This is a genomic window from Mycobacterium gordonae (genome assembly GCF_001417955.2).
Lineage (GTDB): Bacteria > Actinomycetota > Actinomycetes > Mycobacteriales > Mycobacteriaceae > Mycobacterium > Mycobacterium gordonae_B.
The window spans coordinates 156,313-168,175 of the sequence record NZ_LKTM01000339.1; the positions used below are offsets into that span (position 1 = coordinate 156,313).

Annotated in this window: 11 protein-coding genes and 4 pseudogenes; 8 read left to right on the forward strand and 7 right to left on the reverse strand. The window is 64.4% G+C overall.

The features are described 5' to 3' along the window. Positions 1 to 84: 84 nt before the first annotated feature. The 3 genes from AO501_RS24010 (at position 85) to AO501_RS24020 (ending at position 3,515) form a co-directional block, all read left to right on the forward strand. A complete protein-coding gene (locus AO501_RS24010) occupies positions 85 to 1,101 on the forward strand; it encodes a TIGR03617 family F420-dependent LLM class oxidoreductase (protein ID WP_055580071.1) in 1,017 nt (338 codons plus the stop codon). Positions 1,102 to 1,192: 91 nt separating this feature from the next. Next, complete coding sequence (locus AO501_RS24015) at positions 1,193 to 2,749, forward strand: succinic semialdehyde dehydrogenase (RefSeq protein WP_055580072.1); 1,557 nt, start codon at positions 1,193 to 1,195, stop codon at positions 2,747 to 2,749. Positions 2,750 to 2,819: 70 nt separating this feature from the next. Continuing rightward, on the forward strand, positions 2,820 to 3,515 hold the full coding sequence (locus tag AO501_RS24020) for a hypothetical protein (RefSeq protein WP_055580073.1): 696 nt from the start codon (positions 2,820 to 2,822) through the stop codon (positions 3,513 to 3,515). Between the two features lie 25 nt (positions 3,516 to 3,540). Here AO501_RS24020 and AO501_RS39610 read toward each other — a convergent pair whose 3' ends face one another. Both AO501_RS39610 and AO501_RS39615 read right to left on the reverse strand, forming a co-directional pair. Further along, positions 3,541 to 4,458: a GH12 family glycosyl hydrolase domain-containing protein gene (locus tag AO501_RS39610; RefSeq protein WP_055580074.1), complete on the reverse strand. Its 918-nt coding sequence runs from the start codon at positions 4,456 to 4,458 to the stop codon at positions 3,541 to 3,543. Next, positions 4,359 to 4,598, reverse strand: a pseudogene (locus AO501_RS39615) (cellulose binding domain-containing protein); the annotation flags it as partial. The pseudogene AO501_RS39615 and the gene AO501_RS39610, both read right to left, overlap by 100 nt. Here AO501_RS39615 and AO501_RS40345 point away from each other — a divergent pair. Next, the gene (locus AO501_RS40345) at positions 4,552 to 4,674 is read left to right on the forward strand and encodes a hypothetical protein (RefSeq protein WP_269435188.1); all 123 of its coding nucleotides are present in this window, start codon (positions 4,552 to 4,554) and stop codon (positions 4,672 to 4,674) included. The pseudogene AO501_RS39615 and the gene AO501_RS40345 overlap by 47 nt on opposite strands. A 56-nt stretch (positions 4,675 to 4,730) precedes the next feature. Here the strand turns inward: AO501_RS40345 and AO501_RS40800 are convergent. Next, positions 4,731 to 4,967: pseudogene (locus tag AO501_RS40800) on the reverse strand (cellulose binding domain-containing protein); the annotation flags it as partial. Here AO501_RS40800 and AO501_RS39620 point away from each other — a divergent pair. Next, positions 4,915 to 5,232 carry a hypothetical protein gene (locus AO501_RS39620; RefSeq protein WP_055580075.1) on the forward strand — a complete coding sequence of 106 codons (318 nt, stop codon included), beginning with the start codon at positions 4,915 to 4,917 and terminating at the stop codon, positions 5,230 to 5,232. The pseudogene AO501_RS40800 and the gene AO501_RS39620 sit on opposite strands and share 53 nt — an antisense overlap. Here the strand turns inward: AO501_RS39620 and AO501_RS39625 are convergent. Next, positions 5,232 to 5,447: pseudogene (locus AO501_RS39625) on the reverse strand (PE family protein); the annotation flags it as partial. The gene AO501_RS39620 and the pseudogene AO501_RS39625 sit on opposite strands and share 1 nt — an antisense overlap. Before the next feature lie 551 nt (positions 5,448 to 5,998). Here AO501_RS39625 and AO501_RS24040 point away from each other — a divergent pair. Further along, positions 5,999 to 6,433, forward strand: a pseudogene (locus tag AO501_RS24040) (DUF4383 domain-containing protein). A 47-nt stretch (positions 6,434 to 6,480) separates the two neighbouring features. Next, the gene (locus tag AO501_RS24045) at positions 6,481 to 7,398 is read left to right on the forward strand and encodes an SGNH/GDSL hydrolase family protein (protein WP_082658805.1); all 918 of its coding nucleotides are present in this window, start codon (positions 6,481 to 6,483) and stop codon (positions 7,396 to 7,398) included. On the opposite strand, the gene AO501_RS24050 is transcribed toward AO501_RS24045, so the two are convergent. The 3 genes from AO501_RS24050 to AO501_RS24060 all read right to left on the reverse strand — a co-directional run bounded on the left by AO501_RS24050 (position 7,361) and on the right by AO501_RS24060 (position 10,509). Further along, positions 7,361 to 7,930: a dihydrofolate reductase family protein gene (locus tag AO501_RS24050; RefSeq protein ID WP_055580078.1), complete on the reverse strand. Its 570-nt coding sequence runs from the start codon at positions 7,928 to 7,930 to the stop codon at positions 7,361 to 7,363. The genes AO501_RS24045 and AO501_RS24050 overlap by 38 nt on opposite strands. Positions 7,931 to 7,960: 30 nt before the next feature. Beyond that, on the reverse strand, positions 7,961 to 8,743 hold the full coding sequence (locus AO501_RS24055) for a ParA family protein (protein ID WP_231752596.1): 783 nt from the start codon (positions 8,741 to 8,743) through the stop codon (positions 7,961 to 7,963). A 248-nt stretch (positions 8,744 to 8,991) separates the two neighbouring features. Then, entirely contained in the window at positions 8,992 to 10,509 is a 1,518-nt protein-coding gene (locus tag AO501_RS24060; RefSeq protein ID WP_231752590.1) for a wax ester/triacylglycerol synthase domain-containing protein, read from the reverse strand. Positions 10,510 to 10,951: 442 nt separating this feature from the next. Here AO501_RS24060 and AO501_RS24065 point away from each other — a divergent pair, with 442 nt between their 5' ends. Next, positions 10,952 to 11,755 carry a transglutaminase-like domain-containing protein gene (locus AO501_RS24065; protein WP_197419938.1) on the forward strand — a complete coding sequence of 268 codons (804 nt, stop codon included), beginning with the start codon at positions 10,952 to 10,954 and terminating at the stop codon, positions 11,753 to 11,755. Positions 11,756 to 11,863: the final 108 nt, after the last annotated feature.

Below are 11,863 nucleotides of genomic sequence, written 5' to 3' on the forward strand. Positions count from 1 at the left end.
CCGCATTCACTCGCGCCGGCGCCGGATCGGTCAGATGTGCGGTGTTGGTGCGCACACCGGGCCGCCGCAGGTAGCGTTCAGACCGTGCAGGTCGACGCGATGACTATCCCGCAGCCGTTGAAGCAGATCGGAGACACCGCCAGGCGTACTCAGGAAGCCGGGTTCTCCGGCCTGCTGTTCACCGAAACCGGACGCACCGCCTACTTGAACGCCGCCGTGGCGTCCCAGGCCGCTCCCGGTCTGGAGCTGTCGACCGGTGTCGCCGTCGCCTTTCCGCGCAGCCCGTTCGTCACGGCGGCGACGGCGTGGGAACTGCAGGAAGCAACCAACGGCAATTTCCGCCTCGGTCTGGGCACCCAGGTGCGCACGCACGTGGTGCGCCGCTACGGAATGCCTTTCGAACGTCCCGGCCCGCGCCTGCGCGATTACGTGCGGGCCGTCAAGGCGTGCTTCAGCGCGTTCCGAACCGGAAGACTCGATCACCACGGCGATTTTTATGACCTCGATTTCATCACCCCCCAGTGGAGCGCCGGCCCCATCGATGCGGCGGACCCCAAGGTCGACGTCGCCGCGGTCAATCCCTGGATGCTGCGCATGGCCGGCGAAGTCGCCGACGGCGTGCACGTCCACCCCCTCGGGGAACCCGGATACCTCGCGCGCCACGTCGCACCGAACGTCGCCGCCGGCGCCGAGAAGTCCGGCCGCGACACATCCGACATCGCGGTGATCGTGCCGGTCATGACGATCGTCGGTGACACCGACGAGGAACGGCACAACGAACGGGAACTCGTGCGGGCAAGTCTCAGCTTCTACGCCAGCACCCCCAATTACGCCTTCATCCTGGACGAAGCCGGATTCGACGGCACAACGGCGCGGATTCGGGAGAAGCAGAAGGCGGGTGACTTCAAAGGGATGGCAGCGCAGATCACCGACGACCACATCGCGGTATTCGCCACCGAGGCGACCTGGGACGGGCTGGCGGACGCGCTCGTCGACAAGTACCAGAGGACCGCCACCCGCATCGTTCTCTACAACGCTCTGAGCGATCCGGAACGGTTCGAACGATACGGAGATATTGCGCAACAGATTTCGGCTCGTTGACAGCACAGCGCTGACCAGCGCGCAATAGCCACTTTGTCCAGACGGATAGGCTGAGGTCACAGACACCCCGTGTGCTTCGAGAGGTAGCGATATGCCTGCACCGTCAGCCGAGGTCTTCGACCGCTTGCGTCAGCTCGCCGCGATCAAGGACATCGCCGAACGTCCGACCAAGACGATCGACGAAGTCTTCACCGGCAAGCCGCTGACCACCATCCCGGTCGGCACCGCCGACGACGTCGCTGCCGCGTTCGCCCAGGCACGGGCGGCACAGGTCGAATGGGCCAGGCGACCCGTCGCCGAGCGCATCGAGATCATCCGCCGCTACCGGGACCTGGTGATCGAGAACCGCGAGTTCCTGATGGATCTGCTGCAGGCCGAGGCCGGCAAGGCGCGGTGGGCGGCGCAGGAGGAGATCGTCGACCTGATGGCGAACGCGAACTACTACGTTCGCGTCACCGCCAAGCTGCTCAAACCGCAGAACGTGCAGGCGCTGCTGCCGGCGATCGGCAAGACCACGGTGGGCTACCAGCCCAAAGGCGTGGTCGGTGTGATCTCACCGTGGAACTACCCGATGACGCTGACCGCATCGGACTCCGTGCCGGCGCTGCTCGCCGGCAACGCGGTGGTGCTCAAGCCGGACAGCCAGACACCGTACTGCGCGCTGGCCTGCGCCGAACTGTTGTACCGAGCAGGTCTTCCGCGAGCGCTGTACGCGATCGTGCCGGGCCCGGGCTCGGTGGTCGGCACCGCGATCACCGAGAACTGCGATTATCTGATGTTCACCGGCTCCTCCCAGACCGGCAGCCACCTCGCCGAGCAGGCCGGCCGCCGTCTCATCGGTTTCTCCGCCGAACTCGGCGGCAAGAACGCCATGATCGTCACCCGGGGCGCGAACCTGGACAAGGCGGCCAAGGCGGCCACCCGTGCGTGTTTCTCCAACGCCGGCCAGCTCTGCATCTCCATCGAGCGGATCTACGTCGAGAAGGACATCGCCGACGAGTTCACCCGCAAGTTCGGTGACGCCGTGCGCAACATGAAGCTCGGCACCGCCTACGACTTCTCGGTCGACATGGGCAGCCTGATTTCCGAAGGCCAGCTCGAGACCGTCTCGGAGCACGTGAAGGACGCAACGTCAAAGGGCGCCAAGGTGATCGCGGGTGGCAAGGCCCGGCCCGACGTCGGCCCCCTGTTCTATGAGCCGACGGTGCTCACCGACGTCACCCCGGAGATGGAATGCGCGGCCAACGAGACGTTCGGGCCGCTGGTCTCGATCTACCCGGTGGCCGACGTCGATGAAGCCGTGGAGAAGGCCAACGACACCGAATACGGGCTGAACGCAAGCGTGTGGGCCCGCACGCCGGCCGAAGGCCAGCAGATCGCCGCCCGGTTGCGTTCGGGAACGGTGAACGTCGACGAGGGTTACGCATTCGCATGGGGCAGCCTCAGCGCACCGATGGGCGGAATGGGCCAGTCCGGTGTCGGTCGCCGGCACGGACCCGAAGGCCTGTTGAAATACACCGAGTCGCAGACGATCGCGACCGCTCGGGTGTTCAATCTCGATCCGCCCTTTGGTCTTCCTTCGACCCTCTGGCAGAAGTCGCTGTTGCCCATCGTGCGCACCGTGATGAAACTGCCGGGGCGGAACTGAGCTGCGAGTGAGCTGAGAAAACGCCGACAAGCTGGCGAAGAGTGCCACATCCGCCCCACACGACACTAGAGTGCTCCAGGTGGGCAAAGACGCCGATGCGAAAGGCTGGGGCCGCTGGTTGGCGATCGCGGCCTCGCTGGTGCTGGCCGGCGGGATGATCTACGCCCAGGACACCAAGCAGAACACGCCCTGCTGCGCCGACAGCCCTCTGGTCGCGGCGCCGCCGGCGACAAGCCCGACGGCGTCCCCGTCGGTCGCCGCCCCCCAGACCGCAAGCGCGGCCGAGGCGGCGATGTTGGCCGGCAACGCGCCCATGTCGGCCCAGGACTTTCAGATGGCGCTGCCTGCCGGGATCGCCCCCGAGGGAGGCTTGCAGGTCAAGACGATCTGGGCGGCCCGGGTCATCGAGTTGCTGTTCCCGGAGATCAAGACCATCGGCGGCTTCCGGCAGGATGCCTTGCGCTGGCACCCGAGTGGTCTGGCGATCGACGTGATGATCCCGAACCATGACAGCCCGGAAGGCATCGCGCTGGGCAATCAGATCGCGGGGCTGGCCCTGGCCAACGCCAAACGCTGGGGAATCGACCACGTCATCTGGCGGCAGAAGATCTACCTCGGCCCCGCCTCGGGAAGCTGGACCGCCGACCTGGGCAACGAAACGGCCAACCATTACGACCACGTCCATATCGCCACCAATGGCGGCGGCTACCCCACCGGCCGCGAAACGTACTTCATCGGATCGATGACCCCCGCGCCGGCGAACTGATCAAACCTGTTCTCGCGCAGCGGGTTCAGTTGTGGCCGTTGATGCTGGCGGAGAAGTTGTTGACGCCCGCGCCGACACTGCCGCTCCACGGCTCGAAGCCGGCCTGGATGCTCGTCAGGTACCACGAGTCGGTCACCGGCTCCCACGTCTGGGTGTTGTCGATGAAACCCATCACATCGAAACTGTTCCACGTGGTGATCGGCGAGTTCGCCACATACGACACCACGTTGTTCTGGCCGTTGCTGCCCTTCCACACCGCGAAGTTCTGCCCGTCGATGGTCGCATTGCCCACCACCGAGCCGACCGGCTGAATGGGGCCGGTGTGGTTGAACCAGATCATCACTTCCTGCTGGTTGACGCCGGTGGTGATGGGCGTGGGATTCAGCCAGATGTCGTAGGCGGCGTCGTAGATCCCGCTGGTTGGATAGGTGTAGCTGATGCTGCTGGTCGCCGTCTGAATCTGGCCCAGCTGTATCGGCAGGATCGTGCCCGGTGAACCCGTGCCGTAGTGCCAGCCCGTGTAGATGGACGGGTAACCCAGCGGGGCGCCGTTGGTCGGGGCAGAACCGTTTTCAGTGGTGATGGTGAAGCCGGTCTGGCTGACGGTGATCGCCTGTCCGCCCGGGTTGTTCCACGCGTTGTTCTGCACGACATAGGCGTTGCCGACCGTGGTGGTCCCGTACTGGTTGGAGATGAGGGTGCCGCCGGTCGGCGGTGTGGTGGTCGGCGGGGTGGTCGTCGGGGGCGTGGTAATCGGTGGCGTGGTCGTGCCGCCCGTGACGCGGCCTGACCATTGATGAGCACGTTCGTCGGCGCCGCGTAGGAGCCGGTCTGGGACGCCTGGAAGCCGACGTTGACGGTGCTGCCCGGCGCGATCGAGCCGTTGTAGCTGGCCGGGGTCACCGTATAGTGCGAGCCGGTGTGAGTGACCTGACCATTCCACAGGTTGGTGATGGATTCGTTTGCGGGGAGGTCGAATTGGAGGTTCCAGTTGCTCAGCGGCGTGGTACCTGAATTCGTGATCGCATAGTTCCCGTTGAATCCGCTGTTCCACTGCGACGTCGCCGTATACGCGGCCGTCAGTCCGCCGGTGCCGGCCGGCGGTGTCGTGACCGGTGGGGTGGTGACGGGCGGGGTCGGGCCGCCGATGACCGGCTGACCGCCGATCGACACATTGGTCGGTGGTGAATAGGTCCCGGACTGAGCGCCCTGGAATCCGACGGTGACCGAGTCACCGGGAGCGATGGTGGTGTTGTAGCTCTGCGGGGTGACCGTGTACTGCGTGCCGGACTGCGTGACGTGTCCGTTCCACAGGTTCGCCACGGATTCGCCTGTGGGCAGGCTGAATTGGAGTTGCCAGTTGGTCAACGGCGTTGTGCCGGTGTTGGTGATCGTGTAGTTGGCGACGAATCCGCTGTTCCACTGCGATGTGGTGGCATACGTCGCCTTTATCCCCGTGCCGGTCGCGCCGCCCGATGCCTGCGTCGCGGTGGCGGTGGCGGCGGCTGCCGTCGTCTTCGCCGTCACGCCAGTCGGCTGGCTCGTCGCCGCACCGGTCGCCTCGGCGCTCGCGGATCCCGCACTCGAACCGTCGCTGCCCGGCCGTCCGCCGCCCAGCAGCCGCTCCGCAACGTCGCGCAGCAGCGAACCGTTGAGCAACTCGGCGCCGGCATACCGTTGCGCGCCGGCGAAGAGAGAGTCCATGAACTGGGTCTGAAAAGACGCCACCCGGGCGCTCAGTGACTGATAGTCCAGCGCGTGGGCGCCGAACAACGAGGCGACGGCGGTTGATATCTCATCGGCGGCGGCGGCCAGAATCTCGGTGGTCGGAACCGCTGCCGCGGCATTGGCGGCGCTGAGCGAGGATCCGATTCCGGCGATATCCGTCACCGCCGCAGCCAGCGCTTCGGGGGTCGCGATCACATACGACATGCACAATCCTTTGGTCAATCACGGTCTTATAACAGCCACATAACTGTCTTATATCTGCCTCAGGCGGGGTCGCGCTCAGATCTCTATAACGATTGCATCACGGACACGAAGGCTGCCATAGAGTGACGCCAGTTTCAACCGTTCGTGCCGACTAATACAGAAAATTATTCCGGCCGGCCTGCTCCGACCGGAGGCAATCCCACTGTGCCGATGCATATAGCATTGAGCTGGGACTTTGGCCAGGCGTGGGAAGGTACCGCGGCGTTCTTGGCAGAGCTTGCCAGGTGGTGCAGCTATTTCTGGGACACTCGTATGACTATTGGTTAGACAAATTCAACAATATGTATCGACGCACCCATTCCACGGCGCTTCCTGGATTGAGACCATTCGCCTGGCGAGGCGCTACTGCGTTAGCTGACGCCGCGCGAATTGCGCGTAGATCGGGTGTGCCCGCGGGCTGGCGCCGCGCTTGTATGTTGCCACGACCCCACACAGACCTCTACTACGAGGCGTAGTATTGCGTCGAACCCGTCAGCACGAGGAGGTGCCGTATGAGGTGGAGCTTCGCCCAGATCGGGCTGCTGATCATCTGCGCTCTGCACGTCATCCAGGCGGTGATCGGGTTCATTATGGAACCGAGTTTCGCGACCGGGCCACACGCGCCGACCGTCCAACTCCTCGGCATGGATTACAACGGCTGGCATGCCGTCGCCGGCCTGGCCCTCTTCGGTCCTGGCCTAGTGTTCGCACTCCGCAAATCATGGGCCGTGCTCTATCTCGTGCTTGCCGCGATCGCCGGCGCGACGCCGGGTGTCTAGGCATTCTTCTCGCATCAGGTCGCGTACGTGTTCACCTTCCCCAACAACATCACCGATGCCGTGGTGCATCTGGTGACCTCGGCGGTGATGGTCGCGGTGGCAGCGGTTCAGATCCACATGGACGGCGGGATCAGGAATTCCCTCGGCGATCTCGGTAAAGCGCCGTAAAGCAACCGGCCAGTGGCTCACCGTCGCTTCGCTACTCTGGCGGTGAAATGACCGAAATTTCCCGGTGGCGTCGAAGGACGTCGGTTTACCCCGCGGCGTTGCTGGTCGCGGTGACCGCGGTCTGCGCAACCGCGGCACCGCGGGGCGCCGAAGTGGTTCGCCGGGGCGTCAAATACGTAGCGCTCGGCGACTCTGCGGCTGCGGCGCCGCTGGTACCCGATGCGGCCGACCCTCCCGGGTGCTTCAAGTCGACGAACGACTATCCCGCGGTCTTGGCCCGCCGCATCGGCGCCGCCAGCTTCGTCGACGTCAGTTGCAGCGGCGCCACCGCCGCCGATATCACTGATCGAGAACAGTCGACCAGCGGCGGGAAGGTGCCCCGGCAGATCGACGCTGTCTCTGTGGACACCGAACTGGTCACCATCACGATCGGCGGCAACGACGTCGGCCTGGCCGCCAGCGCGGCTCAGTGTCGCCGGAGTTCCTTGACGCAGCCGCCCTGCTTCAACGACTTCGTCGCGGGCGGCAGTGACCGGTTCAGCGCGGCTATCCGCACGCAGATACCGTTGTGGGAAGCCATGATTGGCGCTGTGCGGGCGAAAGCCCCGCGGGCCCGCGTCGTGCTGGTCGGTTATGCGACGTACATACGGCCCGGGGGATGTTTCGCAGCGCAGCCCATCAATCCCACGGATGCCGACTACTTCCAGGCCAAGGTAGACGAGATCGACGATCAGCAGCGGAGATTGGCCACCAAGTTGCAAGTCGACTTCTTCGATACCCGACCGGTCTCGGTGGGACACGACATGTGCGCCGCCCCCGGCGACAGGTACATCGAAGGATTCGAGCTCTCACATCTTGCCGCGCCCCTGCACCCCAACGCATTAGGAGCCGGAGCAGTCGGTAGCGCGCTCGCCGGCGAGCTGACGCTCAGCGACGAGCCGCCGACGTCCGGGCCGTCCAGCTAGCCAGCGTGACGCCGCCGGGAAACGTCACAGGTGCGGCTGCCGGGACGAGCCCCGAAATGGTGGTGCCGTCCGGGAACAGCCGCCGCCCGCCGCCTTGGATGTACGGGTAGATGAACAGCCGATATTCATCGACCAGACCCGCGGCAATCAGGTTGTGGCACAACGTAATGCTGCCGGTGGCGACGATATCGCCGCCCGCGGCGGCCTTGAGCGTCCTGACCTGCTCCACGGCATCGCCGGACACGATGACCGAGTTGCTCCACTGCGGATCGGTGATCGTCGAGGACACCACGTACTTGGTGACACCGTTGATGTAGTCCGCGATGCCGGTGGGGTCGTCGGTCTGGTGCGGCCAGTAGCTGCGGAAGTCCTGGAATGTCTGTCGGCCCAGCAACAGAGCGTCGGCGGTTTCGTCCTGACGGCGCAGTTCAGCCGTCAGTTCATCGTCGTGTGTCTCGGGATTGAACCAGTCCCCGAGCATCTCTATCGAGCCGTCCAGGGTGATGTTCTGCGTGATGATCAGTGAGCGCATGTCATTACCGACCGTGGGAAGACCCGAGACTCATCGCCGACCCAGCAGGTCCTCCTCCAGAAATCGGCGAAAGATGGGCGCAAGCTGTCGCGCGACCCACTCGTGGCGGTCGCCCAGCCGATCTCCCAGTTGGAACACCTCGTTGATGATGGCGCGCCGGGGGACTTCGGCGCGCACCTCGTCGCCGAACTCCTTGTACACCGTTTCGCGGATCGACTGCTCGATGCCGTTGCGGCTGTCGAAGCCGGACAGCACGACCCCGCACCATTTGAGCGGGTGAATGCGCTGGATGCGCTCGACCCTGTTGCGCGCCTCGATGGCCTTGCGGACCGCGTCGCCGGTAGGCGCGATCGGCGCATAAGCCACATCGGCCAGGTGCATGGCGAGCGCCTCGAGCGAGCCCGTGCGGCCACCGGTGTCGATCAGAACGAGTTCATAGCGCTCGAACACGCCCGCCGCGGTGAAGATGCCACGGAGCAGGCCGGTGTCCGAGACGCCGACCCCGGCCACCCGGGTCAACGACGCCCCTGCCGGTAGCAGTTCGACGTGCGGCCATTTGGTGTCGATGATCTCCTCATCGACCCGCTTGGCCGCGGTGCCGGGATCGCCCCAGAAATTGATGCCGGCGTCCTCGAGCACCGAGCCCAGCCCGGTCGAGTGCTGCGACACCCCGAAGTGGTTGGACAGGTTGCGCTCCGGGTCCGCGTCGACCAGCAACGTGGAGATCCCCAGCCGCGAGGCCTCCCCCGCCAGCATCATCTGCCACAACGTCTTGGCTGTTCCGCCCTTGCCCGAGAGCACCACGGCTGACACTGCTGCCAACTGTCTCGCCTCACCTTCCGGAACTTCTGCGGCAAACGAATACTCAACCATGCGTCAGCACCGACCGAGCGGAAAGCACGGGCGCAAATCGCCTTACCGGGCGCACACGTGGGGCCTCCCAGCGTGCACAAGCATAGCCATGACTGAACCTGAAGCCCTTCAATTCCACGATGTCTTTGGGACGCCCACCCAGGTGCACAAATCCGGCCGCGTGGACGGTTGCCGGTGCGATGCCCCGGTCAGTACGTGCGGCCGCGTGATCGATTCGCCGGATGCGACGCCATCTCGGTGACGACAGAACGGCCCTGACCGCGCGGAGAGTCCTGAGCCGCCGCCAGCAATACCTTAATTGAGTCGACGATCCCGGTGGCGATGTCGTCGATCGCGGGCACATTGTCGGGACACGCATACACGCTCACGTCGAGCTCGTCACCGCGCGCTGTGAACGCGATGTTCAGACCACTGGACTCGGCCAGCGGCGACAGGGCGTGAACGCCAGCGACCCTCGAGCCGGCACAGTAGGCGGGAGTCGGTCCTACAACCACATAACTGATGCTGCCGTGACAGGTCGGCTCGAACAGACGCCGCAGGCCACAGCGAGTGTAGAGCTGCATCGCGACACGAGCTATGTTCGGCGGAACCAGGGACGTGATTGCCATGAAATCGACGGCAGAATAACTACTTTCGTCAGTGCCACGACGCACAGTATTGAGCCGTTCGGTGGCGGTGTGCAGGATCGCCAAAACCTGGACGGGGTCGTCCAGGTGCACCGGTAGACGAAGCCGCCCGACCGACAGAGTCCGGCCGACCCGCGCGGGGTCCCTCGCCGGCAATTCGAATGGTATCCGCATCGACAGCGGATCGGCGGGCAACTGGTCTTGCCGGCGTAGCCAGGCCCGCAGCGACAGGGTGCACGCAGCCAGCATCACATTGGTGTCGCTACCCCCAAAAGCCTTGCTGACCGCCCTGACATCGGCCAACGACAGTGTGGTGAAAGCGACCGCGCGCCGTTTGGTCAGCGGCGAGTTGAACGCCGTCTGGGGCGTCGGCCGGGTCGGTTGGGATGATGTAGGCGTTGAGCGGCGCCGATCGGCTCCGAGAAGTCGGCCATGCGCTGTCTGCAGGGCGCCCAATACCGTCTCTGCAATCAGCCACGCACCCGTGACCTGGTTCTCGACGATCTCGGTCACCATATCGATCACAAGTTCACCGACGGACGGCGCAGTGCCCAGGCTCGGCTCGGTCGGTAGATCGTCGACCACACCAAGGTGCGGACCGCGACTCAGCAGTCTGGGCCATACCGACCCCCACCCTGCGAACCTGTCGTTCAGGACGGGTGACATCCTTACCACCAGCGCCCACCGACCGTCCGCCAGTCCGTCGACAGTCCAAGCCTCCCAGAGCCGTTCGCGGCATTCACGATGACCGCTGGACAATTCCGCAACCAACCGTGCCAATTCGGCACGACCACCAGGCGCCGGAGCCGTTGCGCGGTGAATGTGCTCCGACGGGTCATAGTCCGCGATCTCGGCCCATACCGGGTGGCCGATGCCGAGAGGCTTGGTCACTAGCCGACTACGGAAGCGGGCCAATCGCGGCAACGAGGAGACCACCAGTTGGTGCAGGCTTTGGTGGCTGAGCCGATCGGAGCCATCGAGGATGATGATCGCGACACTGTGGGCAGGTGTCGACGGGCCTTCCGTCTGCAGCGACAAAGCAGCGGGCCCGGAAAGGCGCGTTACCAATGTGTCGCACATTCTGCTGCGAAACCGCTTACCCCAGAAGTATTTTCAGACAACGCTGAAACAGTGGGTGCGGCAGACGATGGTTCCGGAGGTCGTCGCGCTGTCCCTGGTCGGCGGACGCGCACTATGCCGCCAGCGAATTATGAGGCGACAAGCTGATAGCGTCGGCCGGTGATCCGGCCACCGCGTCGGACAATTCGCGCGTCATCAGGACGCTCCCGTCTTGACCACAATGGCCAGATCTCGCCGCATCGTCGACGAAGCGATTTACAGCGGCCGCGCTCTTCATGACGACCTTGATCCCCCCACGCTACCCCGGCTTCGGGGAATCGATCGGGACGACGGATTCGTAGCGATGGAATCGACCGAGCACCCGCAGAACCATGGCCGCCCCCAGATGACAGAGCACGCGGCTCGCCTGGCGAATCCCTCACGATTGGCGCATTATCGCGCCATGAGACGAGAAGTGGGCACCGAGATGGAAGTGCAAATCACCGCCCCTACGACCCTGGAATTTCAGATCGCCGTTGCACCGCATCCGCACACCGAGGTATTCGAGTCATTGCGCTTCCTTCTCAACGGAGACCTCATCCAACCGTTGGAGGTCAGCGGCGTCCATGGCAACCGGATCCACAAGTTCGATGCAGCGGTGGGGACTCTGAAGGTCGAGTACTCGGCGACCATCGTGGGTCAGACCGATCCGGCTCCGGTCACCGAATACGACCAGTCGATGTATCTGCGGCCCAGCCGCTACGCCGAGGCCGACAAGTTCTATGGTTTCGCCGCAACCGAATTCGGCTCGTACAACGATTCGGCGACGCTCTTGGAGAATGTCAGCTCATGGGTGGGCACCCGGTTGAATTATGTGCCGGGGTCCAGCGATCCGATCGACGGAGCAGTAGACACCTTGCTTGCCGGCAAGGGCGTTTGTAGGGACTTTGCCCATCTGGTGGTGGCCCTACTCCGTGCGGTGAACGTTCCGGCCCGGCTGGTTTCCGTGTACGCACCAGGCTTGTATCCCATGGATTTTCACGCGGTGGCCGAGGCATTCGTCGAAGGGCAGTGGCGCGTAGTCGATGCGACGCTGTTGGCGCCTCGGCAGACATTGGTGCGGATCGCCACCGGTCGTGACGCCGCAGACACCGCATTTCTCGACAACCACAAAGGCGCCATCACCTTGAACCAGCTGTCGGTGACTGCTGTCGTCGACGGCGACTTGCCGGCTGACTCGATCGATCAATTGGTTTCCATTCGCTGAGAACGCATACCGGGCCCGAATACACCTGGCGTACAGTGGAAAACATCGGCAATAACTCGTGCATGATCAGTCAAGGTCGTGTCATTGGCGATTCGAAGGATTTGGCCA